Source organism: Haladaptatus sp. T7 (assembly GCF_026008575.1).
Classification (GTDB): domain Archaea; phylum Halobacteriota; class Halobacteria; order Halobacteriales; family Haladaptataceae; genus Haladaptatus; species Haladaptatus paucihalophilus.
Window position 1 is genome coordinate 687,746 of the sequence record NZ_BROP01000001.1, and the last position, 16,556, is coordinate 704,301.

27 protein-coding genes and 2 tRNA genes are annotated in these 16,556 nt (G+C 62.1%); 4 read left to right on the plus strand and 25 right to left on the minus strand.

What is annotated here, in order from left to right; translation table 11 throughout:
* Positions 1-176: 176 nt before the first annotated feature.
* From secY to OPC11_RS03885, 25 genes are all read right to left on the minus strand, one after another.
* Positions 177-1,646, minus strand: coding sequence for a preprotein translocase subunit SecY (gene secY, locus OPC11_RS03765; protein ID WP_264781059.1), 1,470 nt, complete (start codon positions 1,644-1,646; stop codon positions 177-179).
* A gap of 236 nt (positions 1,647-1,882) precedes the next feature.
* Positions 1,883-2,371 (minus strand): uL15m family ribosomal protein, encoded by a 489-nt coding sequence (locus tag OPC11_RS03770; RefSeq protein ID WP_007983470.1) that lies wholly within the window; start codon positions 2,369-2,371, stop codon positions 1,883-1,885.
* Positions 2,372-2,373: 2 nt separating this feature from the next.
* Positions 2,374-2,838, minus strand: coding sequence for a 50S ribosomal protein L30 (gene rpmD / locus OPC11_RS03775; RefSeq protein ID WP_007983471.1), 465 nt, complete (start codon positions 2,836-2,838; stop codon positions 2,374-2,376).
* Positions 2,838-3,479 carry a 30S ribosomal protein S5 gene (locus tag OPC11_RS03780; RefSeq protein ID WP_007983473.1) on the minus strand — a complete coding sequence of 214 codons (642 nt, stop codon included), beginning with the start codon at positions 3,477-3,479 and terminating at the stop codon, positions 2,838-2,840. The genes rpmD and OPC11_RS03780 overlap by 1 nt, the downstream gene beginning before the upstream one ends.
* A gap of 1 nt (position 3,480) precedes the next feature.
* A complete protein-coding gene (locus OPC11_RS03785) occupies positions 3,481-4,035 on the minus strand; it encodes a 50S ribosomal protein L18 (RefSeq protein ID WP_018128790.1) in 555 nt (184 codons plus the stop codon).
* 2 nt (positions 4,036-4,037) lie between these two features.
* The gene (locus OPC11_RS03790; RefSeq protein ID WP_007983477.1) at positions 4,038-4,478 is read right to left on the minus strand and encodes a 50S ribosomal protein L19e; all 441 of its coding nucleotides are present in this window, start codon (positions 4,476-4,478) and stop codon (positions 4,038-4,040) included.
* Positions 4,475-5,179, minus strand: a complete 705-nt coding sequence (locus OPC11_RS03795; protein ID WP_007983479.1) for a 50S ribosomal protein L32e — start codon at positions 5,177-5,179, stop codon at positions 4,475-4,477. Before OPC11_RS03795 ends, OPC11_RS03790 begins: the two co-directional genes overlap by 4 nt.
* A 3-nt stretch (positions 5,180-5,182) precedes the next feature.
* Entirely contained in the window at positions 5,183-5,719 is a 537-nt protein-coding gene (locus tag OPC11_RS03800) for a 50S ribosomal protein L6 (RefSeq protein ID WP_007983481.1), read from the minus strand.
* 4 nt (positions 5,720-5,723) lie between these two features.
* Positions 5,724-6,116 (minus strand): 30S ribosomal protein S8, encoded by a 393-nt coding sequence (locus tag OPC11_RS03805; RefSeq protein WP_007983482.1) that lies wholly within the window; start codon positions 6,114-6,116, stop codon positions 5,724-5,726.
* Between the two features lie 2 nt (positions 6,117-6,118).
* Positions 6,119-6,295, minus strand: coding sequence for a 30S ribosomal protein S14 (locus tag OPC11_RS03810; RefSeq protein ID WP_007983484.1), 177 nt, complete (start codon positions 6,293-6,295; stop codon positions 6,119-6,121).
* A complete protein-coding gene (locus OPC11_RS03815) occupies positions 6,292-6,810 on the minus strand; it encodes a 50S ribosomal protein L5 (RefSeq protein WP_007983486.1) in 519 nt (172 codons plus the stop codon). Before OPC11_RS03815 ends, OPC11_RS03810 begins: the two co-directional genes overlap by 4 nt.
* Positions 6,807-7,508, minus strand: coding sequence for a 30S ribosomal protein S4e (locus OPC11_RS03820; RefSeq protein WP_007983488.1), 702 nt, complete (start codon positions 7,506-7,508; stop codon positions 6,807-6,809). The genes OPC11_RS03815 and OPC11_RS03820 overlap by 4 nt, the downstream gene beginning before the upstream one ends.
* The gene (gene rplX / locus OPC11_RS03825) at positions 7,505-7,861 is read right to left on the minus strand and encodes a 50S ribosomal protein L24 (RefSeq protein ID WP_007983489.1); all 357 of its coding nucleotides are present in this window, start codon (positions 7,859-7,861) and stop codon (positions 7,505-7,507) included. Before rplX ends, OPC11_RS03820 begins: the two co-directional genes overlap by 4 nt.
* The gene (locus OPC11_RS03830) at positions 7,858-8,256 is read right to left on the minus strand and encodes a 50S ribosomal protein L14 (RefSeq protein WP_007983491.1); all 399 of its coding nucleotides are present in this window, start codon (positions 8,254-8,256) and stop codon (positions 7,858-7,860) included. The genes rplX and OPC11_RS03830 overlap by 4 nt, the downstream gene beginning before the upstream one ends.
* On the minus strand, positions 8,256-8,588 hold the full coding sequence (locus OPC11_RS03835; protein ID WP_007983493.1) for a 30S ribosomal protein S17: 333 nt from the start codon (positions 8,586-8,588) through the stop codon (positions 8,256-8,258). The genes OPC11_RS03830 and OPC11_RS03835 overlap by 1 nt, the downstream gene beginning before the upstream one ends.
* Positions 8,579-9,004 (minus strand): ribonuclease P protein component 1, encoded by a 426-nt coding sequence (locus OPC11_RS03840; protein WP_264781060.1) that lies wholly within the window; start codon positions 9,002-9,004, stop codon positions 8,579-8,581. The genes OPC11_RS03835 and OPC11_RS03840 overlap by 10 nt, the downstream gene beginning before the upstream one ends.
* 1 nt (position 9,005) lies before the next feature.
* Complete coding sequence (gene rpmC / locus OPC11_RS03845; RefSeq protein WP_007983497.1) at positions 9,006-9,212, minus strand: 50S ribosomal protein L29; 207 nt, start codon at positions 9,210-9,212, stop codon at positions 9,006-9,008.
* Positions 9,212-10,174, minus strand: a complete 963-nt coding sequence (locus tag OPC11_RS03850; RefSeq protein WP_264781061.1) for a 30S ribosomal protein S3 — start codon at positions 10,172-10,174, stop codon at positions 9,212-9,214. Before OPC11_RS03850 ends, rpmC begins: the two co-directional genes overlap by 1 nt.
* Complete coding sequence (locus tag OPC11_RS03855) at positions 10,174-10,635, minus strand: 50S ribosomal protein L22 (RefSeq protein ID WP_007983500.1); 462 nt, start codon at positions 10,633-10,635, stop codon at positions 10,174-10,176. Before OPC11_RS03855 ends, OPC11_RS03850 begins: the two co-directional genes overlap by 1 nt.
* A 3-nt stretch (positions 10,636-10,638) precedes the next feature.
* Complete coding sequence (locus OPC11_RS03860) at positions 10,639-11,064, minus strand: 30S ribosomal protein S19 (protein WP_007983503.1); 426 nt, start codon at positions 11,062-11,064, stop codon at positions 10,639-10,641.
* Positions 11,061-11,783 carry a 50S ribosomal protein L2 gene (locus tag OPC11_RS03865; protein WP_007983505.1) on the minus strand — a complete coding sequence of 241 codons (723 nt, stop codon included), beginning with the start codon at positions 11,781-11,783 and terminating at the stop codon, positions 11,061-11,063. Before OPC11_RS03865 ends, OPC11_RS03860 begins: the two co-directional genes overlap by 4 nt.
* Positions 11,784-11,785: 2 nt before the next feature.
* Positions 11,786-12,037 carry a 50S ribosomal protein L23 gene (locus OPC11_RS03870; protein WP_007983507.1) on the minus strand — a complete coding sequence of 84 codons (252 nt, stop codon included), beginning with the start codon at positions 12,035-12,037 and terminating at the stop codon, positions 11,786-11,788.
* Positions 12,034-12,780 carry a 50S ribosomal protein L4 gene (gene rpl4p / locus OPC11_RS03875; RefSeq protein ID WP_007983508.1) on the minus strand — a complete coding sequence of 249 codons (747 nt, stop codon included), beginning with the start codon at positions 12,778-12,780 and terminating at the stop codon, positions 12,034-12,036. Before rpl4p ends, OPC11_RS03870 begins: the two co-directional genes overlap by 4 nt.
* Before the next feature lie 3 nt (positions 12,781-12,783).
* On the minus strand, positions 12,784-13,800 hold the full coding sequence (locus tag OPC11_RS03880) for a 50S ribosomal protein L3 (RefSeq protein WP_007983511.1): 1,017 nt from the start codon (positions 13,798-13,800) through the stop codon (positions 12,784-12,786).
* 4 nt (positions 13,801-13,804) lie between these two features.
* Positions 13,805-14,647 carry an RNA methyltransferase gene (locus OPC11_RS03885; protein WP_007983512.1) on the minus strand — a complete coding sequence of 281 codons (843 nt, stop codon included), beginning with the start codon at positions 14,645-14,647 and terminating at the stop codon, positions 13,805-13,807.
* Between the two features lie 213 nt (positions 14,648-14,860).
* On the opposite strand from OPC11_RS03885, the gene OPC11_RS03890 reads away from it, so the two are divergent.
* The 4 genes from OPC11_RS03890 (at position 14,861) to OPC11_RS03905 (ending at position 16,554) form a co-directional block, all read left to right on the plus strand.
* Positions 14,861-14,931: transfer RNA gene (locus tag OPC11_RS03890), tRNA-Gly, on the plus strand.
* A 197-nt stretch (positions 14,932-15,128) separates the two neighbouring features.
* Positions 15,129-15,200 (plus strand) — tRNA-Gly (locus tag OPC11_RS03895).
* Positions 15,201-15,701: 501 nt separating this feature from the next.
* Positions 15,702-16,151: a pyridoxamine 5'-phosphate oxidase family protein gene (locus tag OPC11_RS03900; RefSeq protein ID WP_007983514.1), complete on the plus strand. Its 450-nt coding sequence runs from the start codon at positions 15,702-15,704 to the stop codon at positions 16,149-16,151.
* A 91-nt stretch (positions 16,152-16,242) separates the two neighbouring features.
* Entirely contained in the window at positions 16,243-16,554 is a 312-nt protein-coding gene (locus OPC11_RS03905) for an MTH1187 family thiamine-binding protein (protein WP_007983516.1), read from the plus strand.
* The last annotated feature ends 2 nt before the right edge of the window (positions 16,555-16,556 follow it).

Consider the following 16,556-nt stretch of genomic DNA (forward strand, 5'->3'; position numbering starts at 1 on the left):
GCCGAGAGAGCGGATGATTCCGCGGAGACGAACCGAAACCTCGGGAGACGTTCCGCAAGAAAGTGACCGTTCTACGGGTCAGTGGCGTCGAGTGATTCGCATTCGCTCGCCCAATCGCCGACGCGACGTAAAACACCGCGTCACGGTCGCACAATACGCCGAGAAGGAGGTTCGTTCTATCCGCCGAACATCTCGCGCATCATCGGATGCATCTCCATCAACTGCTCCTCCGCTATCTCCTCGTACAGCTTGTACGTGATGGAGACGGCGAGCAGCAGCGACGTCCCGGAGGTGCCACCGATGGTTCCGAGCATGTTCGCCATGACGGCCAGCAGGCCGACCAGCGCGCCGCCGAGGACGGTGACTTGCGGGATGTAGCGCTCCATCACCTTCTCGATGACGCCGGTGTTCTGGCGGAAACCGGGAATCTGCATCCCGGAGTTCTGAATCTGCTTCGCGGTCGATTCGGGACCCATGTCGGCCGTCTCCACCCAGAAGATGGCGAAGATGGCCCCGCCGACAACCATGAAGCCGAGGTCGATGGCGACGCGGAGCAGGACCTCCCACGCCGCGTGCCCGCCCGCACCGCCCGCCCACCACATCCAATCGTTCGGACTATGGATGGGCGCGAAGTAGTAGAACAATCCACCGGTGGGACTGCCGTACTGGTTGTACGTGCCGAGCCACGCTGGTAGACCCCCGAGCTGGCTGTTCAGGATGCGCCCGAGGAACTGGATGTTCGCCTGGAGGGCGCGGACGAGGATCATCGGCAGGACGCTCGCGTAGATGAGCTTCACGGGGAAGCGACCGCGGGCACCTTTCACCCGCGCGTGGCTCAGCGGAATCTCGACCCGCACGCTTTCGGCGTACACGACGATGACGAAGATGAGCACCGTCGTGGCGAGGGCAAGCAGTTGGCCGCCGCCGAACAGCATGTACTGAATCCCGCTCGACGTGAGCAGGGACGGGACGTTTTGTGCGCTTCCGGTGATGATGCTGATCCACTGCGGAATGACACCGACGTTGGAGCCGATGCCCTGCGGCGAGATGAGACCCCCGATGAGGCGCTGACTGACACCGGCGACGATGAACAGCCCGATACCGCTCCCGACGCCCCACTTGCTGACGATTTCGTCCATGAACAGGACGAGGATCGCGCCGACGAAGATCTGGGCGAAGATGAGCCACTGGACGCCGAACTCACCGATACCGAGGTTCTGTGCGACGGCGTCGTTGGCCGGCAGGAAGCCGCCGACGAAGACCATCGGGAGACCGGTGAGACAGATCATCACGACGACCAGCAGCTTCTGGAGGCCCTGATAGAGCACCTGGTCGCGGGGGTCGCTGGTGTCCAGTCCCAACAGGTCGGCACCGCCGAGCAACTGCAAGACGATGCTCGCGGTGACTATCGGTCCGATACCGAGGTGTAGGACGGTTCCCTGTCCACCGGCGAGGAGCGACCGGAAGTTGCCGAAGATATCAGCACTTTGGTCCGCTCCGTAGAGGTAGACGTTCGTCAGGAAGAAATACAGCAGCAACACGCCTCCCGTCCACATTAGCTTGCGCTTGAAGGGTATGTGACCCTCCGGGCGCTGGACGGCAGGCATCCGTGTGAGGACTGGTTCAGCAGTCTCTTTCCAACCCATGTTCAACATCAATTCGAAGCTCCCTACATGTATCTCCTTCGACTCGCGTCACCGACGAAGATGGATACTATAAAGTACGGAGACACCTACAGAATCCGGTCTCACGTTTTCGCTCGTCGGCGTGTCAGCGGCGTGGCTCGACATGTCGCCCACACCGAGATGAGCGAACGCGACACCGCACGGAGCGTCGCCACTGACCGAAACGACGTCGCAAAAAATACGGCCGACGAACGGGATTATTCCGCGTCGTCTTCGTCGTCGCTGCCGCCGAACTCCTCTTCTTCGGCTCGCTCGCTCAGCACGGCGTCGCCACCGGCTTCCTCGATGAGTTCGACCGCGCTCGCCGAGAAGGCGTCCGCGGTGATGTCGAGGCTGTTGCGAACCTGCCCGTCGCCGAGCACCTTCACTGCGTCGACGTCCCAGCCGTCGTCGACGACATCGCGTGCGTCGAGCTGGTAGCCGTCGTCGGTCTCCTCGGCGACTCCCTCGGCCGCGTAGAGCGCGGCGTCTTCGTCGAGTTTCTGCACGGACACGGTGAGCACCGTCTCCTGTGCGTCTTCGGGTCGGGAGAACCCGTGCTTTCCGAGCGGTTCGTAGTTGTGGAACTCGTGTTTGGCGCGACCTGCGCGTCCGCGACCACCGCGGTGACCGGCACCGCGACGGTTCTTGTGGGTTCCGCCCCCGTGCGTCCGCGAGCCACGCTGTCGTCGTTTCTTGCTCGTCATGGTTATCGCATCGCCTCGAGGAGCGTGCTGATCTCCTCGGTCGTGTGTTTGCCGAGCTGGCCACCCTCTTTCGTGGGGTGTTTGATGCCCTCGTGCCCACCGCGCGGTGGGTGAAGTCGGAGGACCGGCGTCAGGCCCTGCTCGCGGAGCGTCGTCTCGTCGTCGAGGAGCGCGCCCGCGAGGTCGGCAATGTCGTCGTAGTCGGTGTTCTCTGCGATCCACTCGTCGTCCACGTCGTCGCTGCCTTCGAGCGGCTGTGCTCGCTTCGAGAGAACCGTCTCCAGAACGTCCTGGTCGGGTTCCCCGTGGGCAACGAAGTCGTTGACCTTGGTGATCATGCCGCGGTAGGTCTCGGATTCCGGGACCAGCGCACAGTGGTTCACCTTGTGGATGTTGAGCATCGAGAGGGTGTCACGGACGTCCTGGTCCATGTTGACCTCGCCGCGAATCTGGACGACTGCTTCCATCAGTCAGCCACCTCCGGTTCCTCGTCGGGACGGGCCCGCGGGCCGCGCGCCTGGGAGGCGTTCTCCAGCGCGTTGTACGTCGCCTTGGCGAGGTTGAGAGTCGTTCGCGTGTTGCCGTGGCTCTTCGTCCACGCGTTCTCGACGCCCGCGAGTTCGAGGATTTTGCGGACGGTGTCGGTCGCCGCAAGTCCCAGTCCGGCGGGTGCCGGGATGAGTTCGACTTCCACACTGCCCGCCTTGCCGGTCGTCCGGTGGGTGAGCGAGTGCGGTCGGTCGCTTCGGTCCTCCCACGACCCTGCGCCGCGGGGAACGTCGATGATGTTCAGCTTTGCGATGTCGATAGCCTTCTGGATGGCACCACCGACCTGATCGTCTCGGCCTTCCGCGTAGCCGACGAAGCCGTCGCGGTTGCCGATAGCACAGACGCAGCGGAACTTCACCCGCCGACCGGAGTCGGTCATGCGCTGGACCATGTTGATGTCCAGCACTTCGTCTTCGAGGCCGGGGAGGAGCTGGTCGACGAGCTCCGGTTCCTTGAGCGGAAGCCCGGAGTTCAGCGCTTCCTCCATCGTCTCGATGTCGCCCTCGGCGACCTTGCGGCCGAGACGGGTCTGGGGTTGCCAGCCGTTTCTGTTACTCATATTATTCGTCCTCCTGCAGGTTCGAGAGCACTTCGTCGAAGTGCTCGGGTAGTTCTGTGGCGTCGAAATCCCCGCTGTACAGCGGCTCGTCCAGCTGTTCAGCGTAGTCGGCGATGTGCTCGCCACGGTTGCGCGACCAGTCCGCCATCACGCTTTCGTTGTGCGGGATGTCGAGGCCAGCGTCGATTGCACCTTCCTGTACTGCGAACGCCTTGCTGCCGGGCGTCGCCGTGTTCAGACCGATGTCGAGGACTGCCTCCTCGTAGTCAGCGTCGAGTGCGCGTTTGCCGAGCAGATATCCGGTGAGGTACGCGCTGGGGAGGTTGCCCGTGGGGGCTTCCCAGCCGTACTCCTCCAGATCGCCGGAGTACGCACTCGCAACTGTGTTGTCGCCGTCGGGACCCATCGTGACCAGCTGTGCCCTGACATGCTGATTGCTCTTCCGAGCGACCAGACGTGGCTTGCCCGATTTCAGCAGGCGCAACCTTTGATGGTAGTCAGTCCGGACCTCACGGCGGCGGCGCATCGGCACCTTGTATCGTGGTCCAGTTGCCATTGTTAGTAGTTGTTCTCTATGTAGTTCAGCAGGTATTGCACGCTACGGAACTCCCCGCCTTTGGCCTTATCGTACAGGGCGCGGTACTGCGTCCGCGTGATTTCGCCCTCGGCACGGAGTTCGCGTAGTTTGCGTCGCTGTGCGCGAATTTGGTTCGTCCACTCCTCTTTCGAGTCCTTGCGGCCGCCCTTCTTCCCCTTGCGGGTGCCGGGGCCGGTTCGGTGACCGTAGGCGCGCTTCTCGTTGCGCTCACGGGCACGACCGCGGGAGTTGCTCTTTGCGTCCTTCGACTGAATCGACCCGTCGTCGACGAGTTCGCGGATGTCCTCGCGGGTGATCGCGTCCGCGATGGCACCCTGCGCGTCGGGGTCGAACCAAACGCGGTTCTTTCCGACGTCGAGTACGTCTGCGGCGAGTCGCTTCTGTGCACTCAGGTCACTCATTCTTCTACCTCCACTTCGACGTAGGTCGGATTGAGAACGCGAATGCCTTCTTCTTCAGCGACTTCCTCGATACGCTCGCGCTTGCGAGCGCCGACTTTCGAGGCGATTCGGACCGCTTCGACGTCGCCGTCCACGCCGTCGAGGTCGTCGACGTTGTGAACGCGAACTTCCTCGAAGCCGCTCGGGTGCTTGCCCCGAACGGACTTCGGCGTGCGGTAGCCAGCCTGAACCATGTCGCCCTTGCCCTTGATACCTCGGCGCTGCTTGCTGAGGTTTCCGCGGGGCTTGCGCCACGATTCCGGCGTGCGCTTTTTCTTGTGGTAGTCCTGTCGATTGAACTGCGGTTTGCCGACGCGTCGTCGCTGTTCGAGAAGTCGCGCTTCCTCGTCGTCGAGTTCGGGCGTCTTCTCGGTCAGACCGCGCGGCTGCAGTTCGGTTTCGACGTCTTCGGCCGGTTCTTCCTCGGCCTCCGGTTCTTCCTCTTCGATCTCGGCTTCGGTCTCCTCTTCGACTTCGAGGCCACCGACGTCCGCCTTGATACGGGCAGCGAGCGCGTTGCCGATGCCGTCGACTTCCGAGAGGTCGTCCTGACTGGCCGCCTTGATGTCCTCGACGGACTCGTAGCCTGCCTCACGGAGCGACTCGGCCTTGCTCTCGCCGACACCGCTGATATCTTCGATTCCTTCTGGTTCGTCTGCCATCTATCAGGCACCTCCCGTGGACGGCTTTTCCGTAATGTAAACGCCGTCTTGGAACACGCGCGTGTCTTTGCCCGACACGCGGGTGAGTTGTTCGATGTCTGCGGCGGTCTGGCCGACATCCTCGATGCTCGGGCCGCGCAGGAACAGTTCCTCGTCGTTGACCTCGACGACGGTGTCCCCGTGGACACCCGTTCGTCGCGGCGCTTTCTCACCGAGGAAGTTCTCGATGACGACTTCGTCGCCCTCGGAACGTACCTGCATCGGGAAGTGAGAGTAGAAGACTTCCATCTTGTACTCCCACTCCTCGCTGACGCCGTGGATCATGTTTCGCACGTGGCTCTCGAACGTGCCCATCGTCGCCTTCGTTTTGGCGTCGGTGGCGTCGCTCTCTACGACCACTGCGTCGTCCTCGACAGTGACACTCACGTCCGGGTACCAGAGCCGTCGCGTGACGGACCCTTCCGGCCCTTCGATGGTCACGTCGAGGTGGTCCACATCGGCGGACACCTCGTCCGGGATTTCTATTTCTACTCGTGGCATGATTCTAGTAGACGTATGCGATGACTTGGCCACCGATTCCCTTCTCGCGGGCCTCGTAGTGGCTCATGACGCCGTGGCTGGTCGTGACGACGAGTGCCCCGTAGTCTCGGGCGGGGAGGAACCGCTTCTCCCACTTCTCGAAGTCGTCTTTGCCCACCGAATAGCGGGGCTTGACCGCGCCACATTCGTTGATAGCGCCTTTTAGTTCGATCTCGAAGCGACCGGCTTTACCGTCGTCGACGAAGTCGAAGCCGTCGATGTACCCGTGGTCGTAGAAGACCTCGAGCACGCTGCCGATCTCGTTCGAGGCGGGCTGTACCGTGTGGGACAGATGACCGACACCTTCGGCGTTGTCCACGCCGGAGAGTGCGTTGCTAAGGGGGTCGTTTCCTGCCATAGTTATCGGTACTTCCTGAATCCCATGTCGCGTGCGATTTCGCGGAAGCACTGGCGACACAGATTGATATCGTACTTTCCGACCAGTCCCTGCTTTCGACCACATCGTTGGCACGTTTCGAGTTGGCCAGTGCGCTTGGTCGAATGCTCGCCGGTCGAGTCGTTCTCACTTTCGCTCATTCATCCACCTCAACGTCGAAGTTGGCCTGCAGGAACGCGAGCGCGTCCTCGGCCGTCAGACGGTGGTTCGACGGAATCTTGCGGGTGACCTTGTCGCGCTTGGCGACGCGGTAGCCCGGTCGAACGAGGTTGACGGTGACGTCAAGCCCGTAGATTCCGACGTTCGGGTCGTACTCCTGACTCGGGAACTCGGTGTGCTCGTCGATACCGAAGCTGAAGTTGCCCGTGTCGTCGAACTGGTTCGACGAGAGGCTGACGAGCGGGAGCGCCGTTTCGAGGAAGTCGTGTGCGTCCTCGCCGCGGAGCGTCACCTTCGCACCGATGGGGTCGCCCTGACGGATGCCGAAGTCGGGGAGCGTGGACTTCGCCAACGTGCGGACGCTCTGTTGTTCCGTCACGTCTTCGAGGATCTCCTCGGCGTTGGCGAGTTCGCGACCACCTTCGCCGACGCCCATGTGGACGACGACTTTCTCCACTTTCGGCTCTCGCATCTCGTGGAATTCGGCTTCGCTCATTCGTCATCACCCGTGAAGTTCTCGTCGATGACGACGAGGTACTCCTCGACGGTTTCGAACGCGGTGTCGTCGCCTTCGACGGCGACGGTGTTCGAACCGCTGCCGGGCGTCACCGTGATGTCGGTGACTTCGCCGATTTCGCCGGCGTGCTGCCCGCGAACGGCGGTGACGAGACAGCCTTCCTCGTACGGGAAGTGTGCGAGGATGTCCTTGTCCTCGTTCCCGAGGACGATGGAGTCTTTCGTGTTGTAGTCCGAATCGGACTCGACACGAAGGTTGCTGCCGTCGTGGAGATTGAGTTGCGTTTCGCCACCGGGGACGTTCGTCTTGTCCTCGATTTTCGCCAGTCGGCCGTCCGCCGCATCCTCGTCGATGGGGGTCAGCGCGAGGCGACCGCCCTCGTCGGGGAAGACGCGGTAGTACTCTTCGCGTTCGGTGAACGCGAGGATGTCGAACATACCGATGGGTCGCTGTTCGTCACTCACTGATTGTCCGTTCACGAGAACGGCATCCTGGTTGAGCGCGTAGCGGGCTTCCTTCTTCGATGCCGCGTAGCCCAGTACGTCCCGCATGATGATGAGGAGCGGAACGCCGTCACGACCGTGCGGACCGGCACCGGCCTTCACGGTGAACGTGGCGGTCTTTCGCTCGACCGGCCAGGATTTCGGAACGGAGAGTCGTTTCTGATGGTTGCTCATTCGGAATCACCTTCCAGACGCGCCTCACGGCGGTCATCGGACAGGTCGAGGTCGGTCACGCGGACGTTGCTCGCTTCGAGCGGTCGCGGGACGTCCTCACCGTCGGCCTTTTCGAGGGTAACGTCCTCGACGAAGACGACTGCCTTCTTCAGGTCGACGGAGGTGACTTCGCCTTCTTCACCGGCGAAATCGCCGCGCATGACTTCGACCGTGTCGCCCGCGTTGACGCGGACGCTGCGCTGGTCGAACTCCTCGCGGAGGTCGTCCGACAACGTGGCTTTGACCTGCTTGTGCCGCTCGTGGAGCGGTGCGCGTTCGGTCTGGTTTCGCTGTTTGCGTGGTTGTCGAGTCATACTATCATCGTAGCTGTGCTTGCGATACTTCCGAACCGCTCTGCGACTTCCTGCGCGATGGGACCCTTGATTTCGGTCCCTCGCGGCTCTTCCACGTCGTCGATGACGACGGCCGCGTTGTCTTCGAATTTGACACGCGTGCCGTCGGGGCGACGGATGGATTTGCGCTGTCGAACGATGACAGCTTCGAGCACCTGACGGCGCATCTCCGGCGTCCCCTTCGTGACGGACACGGTGATCTTGTCACCGATACCCGCCTTGGGGTGGCGGCTCTTCGTGCCGTGGTAGCCGGAAACGCTGATGACCTTCAGTTCTCGTGCGCCGGTGTTGTCGGCACAGTTGAGCAGGGAGCCTTTCTCGACGCCCTGGGTCACGTCAGCCTTCAGTGCTTCCATCAGTCGTCACCCTCCTCGGTCAGGTTCTCGACGACGACGTGTGATTTCGTCTTCGAGAGCGGTCGGGTTTCTGCGATACGAACCGTGTCGCCAACTTCGAGCGTCATGCACTCCGGCGCGTGAGCCGGAACGCGGGAGCGACGCTTCATCTGCCGATCGTATTTCGGCACTGTAACGTCGTACTCTCGCTCGACGACAACGGTTTTGTCCATGTCAGTGGAGGCGACTTCGCCCTCGATGATCTGTCCGCGCACGGAAAGCGATCCGTGGAACGGGCAGTCCTCGTGGGAGCAGGTCCCCTCCGGTTCTGATACATTCAATCCTAACGCCATTTCGAATTACCTCCAGTTTCGGTACGCAATGCGGGTCGTGAGAGCAAATTCGTGCCATCCACCGTAACGTAAGCCACGCCCTCGCCGTCGTCGGAATGCCGACGAGTCCCCGGATGACTCCCGGAGACACCACCAGACTGACCGGAGCGACCTCCGGCAGTTTCCGCTGGCAGTTCGGACGCGGTCCCCGCCCCTTTACAGGGTGCGGCGGCTTCATTTGTGAGTTCGAATTCGAACGTCGTGCCCTGCTTCGGTACCTGCCACGACCGAGACGCGGACTCGACGGTAAGCGTACGCATCGTCTCGGAAACGACCCGCCCTTCGATGGCTTCGAGGGACGGATTCGTCGCCGAAACGACCCGCACGTGCAGGCCGACGAGTTCGTGTTTCGTGAGCGTCTCGGGTGTCAGTGGCATCTTATTCGAGGTCGCCTTCTTCTTGCTGAATCGTCTTGATTCGAGCGATTGTTCGACGGAGTTCCTTGATGCGGCCGGGGTTCTCCGGCGCACCACCCGCGGCTTTGACGGCCTTCGCGTTGAGCAGTTCCGTCTCGAGTTCTTCGAGTTCGGATTCGCGCTCTGCGGGCGTCATGTCGCGGATTTCCGAGGTGTGAAGAATAGCCATTATTCTTCAGCCTCCTCGTCCGTCTCTTCGTCTTCTCGCGGTTCGTCACCGCTCGAAGTTTCCGAGGAGCCCTGCTCCTCGCTCTCCATTTCTTCGAGGAGTTCCTCGGCTTCCGCCTCGACTTCCTCTTCGAGTTCGTCGAGTTCTTCCTCGACGGACTCGGGTTCGGATTCGTCGGCGTCAGCTTCGGACTCGTCCTCGATGACTTCCTCGACGACCTCTTCGTCGACGTCGGCCTCGCCGGGTTCCGGCGATTCCTCGGCCTCGTCGGCGCGAAGTTCTTCGAGTTCGTCCTCGCTCGGTTCCTCGATGAGGTCGGCGGCCTCGTTGGCCTCGACGGCATCGGGAACGAGTTCTTCGGGGTTCGCACCCTCTTCGATCTGGAAGTCGTCCGGCAGGTCCGCTCCCGGCGGGATGATCTTTACGTCGACACCGATGGTGCCGAGTTTCATCACCGCGACGCCCTGCCCGTGGTCCACGATGGTCTGGGCGGGTTCGCCGTTGTGCTTGATGTAGCCGCGGTTGAACTTCTCAACGCGCGAGCGTGCACCAGTGACCTTCCCGGAGAGGACGATTTCGGCGCCGAGTGCGCCGGAGTCCATGATTCGGTCGATGGTCGTGTGACCCGCCTTGCGGAAGTACCATCCGCGTTCGAGCGCGTTGGCGAGTCGATCCGCGACGATACGAGCGTTCAGGTCCGGTTCGTCGACCTCTTGAACGTCGATCTGCGGGTCGTCGAGGTTGAACCGCTCACCGAGTTCTCGGGTGATCTTCCGGATGTTCTTCCCGCCCTTTCCGATGACCATACCGGGCTTTTCGGCCTTGAGGACGATCTGGGTCCCCATCGGCGTCTTGGCGACGTCCATGCCGCCGTAGCCCGCTCGGCCGAGTTCTTCCGCGAAGAACTCGTCTATCTGCGAGCGCTGAAGCCCGTCTTCGATGAACTGATGTTCGTCTGCCATTAGTTGTCGACCTCCTCAAGGATGAGTTCGACGTCGACCTCGGGCGTGTTCCACGCGGATGCGCGGCCGAACGCACGGGGTTTTCGTCCCTGCACTTCGCCGACCTTGTGGGCGGCGACGTGCATGATCTCCATCGATTCGCCGTCGAACCCTTGGGCGTCCGCGTTCGCGGTGACGTTATCGATGAGTTCGATGAACGCCTTGCTCGCCTTCTCGGGGTAGCGACCCGCGTCCCAGCCGTCGATGTCCGAACGGTGGCCGACGCCGCTGTTGTGCTGCTTAAACGGCACCGACCGCTCTTCGTTCACGACCTGCTGGAGGTACGCTTTCGCGTCCCCGGCGGTCTTGCCCTTTATCTCGCGGGCAATCGCCTTGCTGTGCTTGTGGCTCATGTGCCGATCTCGGAGCATCCCCTTGGCGGTTGTCTCCGGGTCGGCATCGACGCTGTAGCTGATTCCCATGGTTTATTTGAGTGGCACGAACTTCGAGGAGCGGGTCGCACCGATTCCCGCTTGCCCGTGTTCGACGGAGGTACGGGTCAGCTGGAACTCACCGAGGTAGTGTCCCAACATCTCCGGCTCGATTCGCACGCGCTCGAAGTCGCTGCCGTTGTAGACGGCGAACGTCTTTTCGACGAACGATGGGAGCACCGGCATGTCGCGCAGGTGCGTCCGAATCGGGCTGTTCGCCGATTCTTGTGCCGTCGTGTTCCGGGCCTTTTCGAGCAGTTTCTCCTGCTCGACGGTCAACCCGCGAAGGATGCTTCGCCGCATTCGTGCGGGCAGCAGTTCCGCGACTTCCTCAAGACTCATGTCCTGCAGTTCGTCGAGATCGTAGCCGCGATAGGTGAACTCACCCTCGCGTCCTGTTCGATAATCGCTTCCGCTCATTTGTTACCTCCACGTCCGGTTCGCTTGGACGCGATGTCTCCGACCTTTCGTCCCGGCGGAGCGTCTCGGGAGACACTCTTCGGGCGTCCGGGGTGCTGGCGGCCACCGCCACCGAACGGGTGGTCCACGGCGTTCATCGCCACACCACGCACGTTCGGCCACTTCGTGCCGCGCGCTTTCATTTTGTGATACTTGTTACCGGCCTTGACCATCGGCTTCTCCGTCCGTCCGCCACCGGCGACGACGCCGATGGTGGCACGGCACTGGGGCGAAAGTCGTCGGACTTCGCCGCTCGGGAGTTCGACGATGGCGGCCTCTCGGTCGTGCGTGATGAGGTTCGCGCCGACGCCGGATGCGCGGGCGAACTTGCCGCCGTCTCCGGGCTGGCGCTCGACGTTGCACACCGGAACCCCTTCCGGGATTTCGGCGAGCGGGAGCGTGTTGCCCGGCTTGATTTCGGCGGAAACGCCGACCTGAATTTCCTCTCCGACGCCGACGCCTTCGGGTGCGAGGACGAGACGCTGCTCGCCGTCCTCGAACTCGATGGCCGCGACCGGTGCACTGCGGGCGGGGTCGTGTTCGATACCGACGACCGTTCCCGTGACCAGATCGCTGTCTTCGGCGTTCTTGTGGCTCAGTTCTGCCTTGTATCGGTGCGACGGTGCGCGGAAGGTCGGTCCACCGCGGCCACGTCGTTGTCCCTGAATCCTGCGTCCCATTATCAGAACACCCCGATTCGGGAGGCGACGTCCTGTGCGTCGTCGTCGTCCGACAACGAGACGGTCGCCTTCTTGTTCCCGTTCATTGTGACTTGGGTGTTGATCTTCTCGATGGTGACATCGTAGCGGTCCTCGATCTCGTCGCGGATTTCCGGCTTCGTCGCGTCGAGCGAGACGATGAACTGGAGCTTGTTGTCGAAGTCCATCTCGTTCATCGCTTTCTCCGTAACCCACGGATATTCGACGACGCTCATCGGTCTGCCACCTCTTCGAGTGCGCTCTCGGTCCAGACGGTCAGTCGTCCTGCCTGCGTCCCGGGGGCGAGGTCTTCCGCGTTGACCTCACGCGCCGTCGCGACGTCGGCACCGGCGAGGTTCCGCGCTGCGCGCGACGGTTCCTCGCTGGTGACGAACAGAATCGACTTCGGCGTCTTGTACTTGCGGCCACGGGTCTTCCCGCGTCCGGCGCGAACCTTCTTGTTCTCCTCCGCGCGTTCGATGTCGGCGTCGATGCCGACCGCTTCGAGGAAGGAGACGACCTCTTGCGTCTTCACGAGGTCTTCGAAGTCGTCGCTCACGACGAGGGGGAGTTCCGTCTCCTCGTCGAAGTCGTGTCCGCGCTCCGCGACGAGTTCCGCGTCCGCGGTCGCCGCGATGGCGCTGCGGACTGCGAGTTTGCGCTCCTTCTTGTTGATGGAGAGGGAGCGGTCTTTCTCCGCTTTCGGCGGGTGTGCGGGTCGGCCACCGACGGCGCTGGGCACACGAGCGGCCCGGCCGTTCGTTCGCGGGATGTGGGCCATACCGCGGCCACTTCCCGGCGACTCGGCGGACGTACGCATCCCGGCGTGGGGGTCGGTACCGTAGTCCTGTTTCCGGTTTGCCTGTGCGGCGAGCACGGCACGCTTGATGAGGTCGGTGCGGACGGTCGTGTCGAACACGTCCGGCAGGTCGACCGTATCAGCGTCCTCGCCGTTCAGGTCACGTACTGTTGCCTGCATGGATTATCCCTGGTTGGACTCCGTACTTACGTAGCGCACCTCGGGGTCGAGGCGCGGTTGGTCGGTCGGTCGAACGGCAGGGCGGAAGCGCACGAGGCGCTTGTTCGGGCCCGGCACCGAACCCTTGATCAGCGCGTACGGACCATCCACCTCGCCGTAGTTGACGAAGCCACCATCGACGGAGGCCTCGTCGTCGTCGCCGAGGGAGATGAGACGCTTGTTGAGTTCGGTACGCTGGTGGTACCCGGTCTGACCCAGCTGCGGAACCGTCGAGCGAACGCGCGACGGATTCCACGGGCCGAGGTTACCGATGCGGCGTCTCCAGCCTTGGCGGGCGTGTTTGCCCTTCCGCTTCTGGACGCCCCATCGCTTGACGGGACCCTGCGTTCCTTTTCCTTTCGTGACGCCACTGGTATCGAGGTACTCGCCCGCGCGGAACACGTCTGTGATGTCGTGTTCCCCGCCGTCTTCGAGTAGTTCGAGGGCGAAATCGGCGCGGTCCGAGATGGAGCCGCCGCCGACTCGCGTTTCCATGACGTCCGGTCGTTTCTTCGGCACGTTCTTGAGGTCGCTGGGAACGGTGTGTGTGATGACCCGGAGGTCAGCCACGTCGCCTGCCTCGATGGCCGCGCGGAGTTCGTCCTCCGCGGCGTCGGCGTCGTGGTTCTCCGGAACGTTGAGCGTGCGGTCGAGTTCGTCGTGGAACTCCGAACCCCACACTTCCGTCATTGGTTTCTTCCCGTACGGCGTGTCTTCGTAGGCTCGAAGAGCGACGGCCCGCATCGGGGGCGTTTCGACGATGGTGACCGGCACGGTCTCCTCCATCCCTTCGCGGGGGGAGTTTGCCTCGTCGTTGACCATCACCACGTGGGTCATTCCAGCCTTGTAACCCGCGAATCCCTGCAGCGACGGCTGACCGTCACTGTCGGGCCACGAGTTGAAGCGCGGAACTTCGCTCGTCGCGCGCTTACGGGGGCCGAAGCCCAGCGAACCTTTGCGTGGTCTGCTTGTTTCTGGCATCGTATCACTCGATGTTGAGGGTAAGGCTTGCGAGGGAGGCGAACATCGCTTCTTCAGTTCGTATGACCTCGCTGCCTTGGTTCGGAACCGTATTCAGCCAGAGGTCGAACCGGGCTGGTACGCCGGATTCGACCGCGGAGATACCTTCGGGGGGGACCCCGAATATCTCCGGCAGTCCTCGACCCGGCGAACCGAACGCGACGGTCATTCCGTCGCGGTTCGTTCGCGTGACGACTTCTTCAAGCCGTCCGACGGAGAGCGGTTCTCCGTAACGCGATGTGGCGATTCTGACGCCAGCATCGTCGCGGTCGAGGGCCGCCGAGAGGTCCATGCGCGTCACTGTGAGCCCCGGAACGGGGGCGTCCACGAGCTTCGCACGGACCGGTCTTCTCGAAGAGATCCTGACGGTAACGCGTTCTCCCTCGCCGACCGTCATTTGCGACGGAACGACGAGTGAGATCGGGTGTTGCAGTCCGCAATTGACCCGAACGCGCCCTTCAGGTCCGACCTCGGTCACGATTCCCTGTCTTAACGACCCCGAACCCTCCGATTCGGAGCCGGTCTGTGATGTGGCGCGGAGCGGCGGTAGGATGCCCGCGTACTCCAATTCGTCCCGCCTTCCGAATACCTCCTTTCGAAGGTAGGGCGGTGTGGCGGCGTACTTCAGTATGGTTTCGACGAATCCAGCGCCCCACTTGCGTTCGCCTTCCCCGTCGGGGAAGACGACCAAGCGGTCCGCCCGGAATACGGTCGCCGCGCGGGCGACGTAGCCGATTTTGCGAGTTGCCTCGCGTTTGTCTTCGGCTTCCCGGACGAGGGACGATGGTACGAGTATGCTGACGGTCATACCGTTACGCTTCGACGCCTCATCACTAGACTGTAGCGAAGTTTTCGTAGTGACGGTTAAAAGAGTGCCGCTTCGTATTTGGGCGCGTGACGTATTCACACGCCCCAAATCATCGGAATCAAGAGATGTGTGTGAGTGAGTTTCACACGAACGGCACACCGACTCGCAAGTCTTATACAGTAGTCGGGAATACGGAAAAGTACAAGCAACCCTGCGCTGGTAGTGTAGTGGTATCACGTGACCTTGCCATGGTCACAACCTGGGTTCAAATCCCAGCCAGCGCACTTTTACCGGACTCACTTCTCCAAGCCACTGCTGTCGCGCAAGCGGTGCATCGACACCGAATCGTGTTGCCCACGGTCAAGCACGACCTATCGCGTCGAAATCGTGTGACCGAGACGACCCTATCACCTCGCTTGCGTAACGCATTTATACCTACCCGTGGCAAGGTTGTAATGTCGCAACAGGCGACGAACGAAACGCGCTGGTAGTGTAGTGGTATCACGTGACCTTGCCATGGTCACAACCTGGGTTCAAAATCCCAGCCAGCGCACTTTTACCGAGCACAATACGTCGAGCGAGAGGTGTTCCTCTCGCTCGACTGCGTGCGAAAGTCGTTCTGTGGATTTGAATGTAGACCAGACGCACGCCCGCGAACGGTGAGCAGGACCGTCTGGACGTCGTTCACAATCCCAGCCAGCGCATTTTTCGAACTCATGATGACGAGCGGCAGTTCTCGTGAGCAACGCGAACGAGAGCACGGAAGACGCAAAGCGTCTTCCGGTGCGAGTCATCCGTGAGAAAAATCGCACTGGATTTGAACCCTGCAAGTCGCACGCCCGGAAGCGCAACGACCGAAGGGAAGTGAGCATCTCGGACCGTCTTGCCCCGGTTCACAATCCCAGCCAGCGCCACTTTTCACTGACGCAACCCCGTAAGTGACTGCCATTTCGCGCGAACGAATTCTATCCACGGCGCGACGGGGCAACATCATCCACCTTATCTGCGAAAATCCAGCCGAGTCGTTTTCTACCATCGAGTCGTACGGATTCGCATGCAGGGGCTTCGGTGGGTGCAGATGACGGACGAAGAGCTGAACGACTTCCTCGGAATCGGCGGAACGGGCGTCATTTCGTTTTCGACGGCGGACGAGAAGTCGCCGTTCTCACTGCCGGTGTCGTACGGCTACTACGGGGAGACGGGCGATTTCTACTTCCGTCTCGCCGTGCCGCCGAGCAGCGAAAAGACGGATTGGATCGACCGACCCATGTCGTTCGTCACGTACGAGGAGACGGACGAGGGGTATCGAAGCGTCGTCGCGACCGGCCGACTCGAAGAGGTGGCCGACTTGCCGTACGATTCGGCCGCTGTCCAGCAAATGTGGGGCGTGAAGATTCCGCTCGTGGATATCTTCGAACAGCCGCCCTCGGAGGTGGAGTTCTACCAGTTCCGCCTCGTTCCCAATCGGGTGTCGGGTCGGAAGGAAGTACCGTCCGAAGACTGAACGACCGGAACGAGCGGGTCAAATACGCGGAACTGGATACATTCGGTGCGCAACCCACACGTACAGGAGCATCGAAGCCGACGCGTGACATATGACGGTAATCGCACTGCTGTCGGTCGCACCGGTCATCGAGGGAAGCATGGCGAGCGAAGTCTCAAAGGCGGTGGCCGCGCTGGACGACTTCGACGTCTCCTACGAGACGAATCCGATGGGCACCGTTATCGAAGCCGATTCGACGGACGAACTGTTCGCGGCGGCACAGGCCGCCCACGAAGCCGTTGACGGCGACCGCGTGAGTACGGTGCTTAAAATAGACGATAAGCGTGCCCGCGACCAGCGCGCACGCGAGAAGGTCGAAGCCGTCGAGGCCGAACTGGGACGGGAGGCGAAACGCGAGCGCTGAAT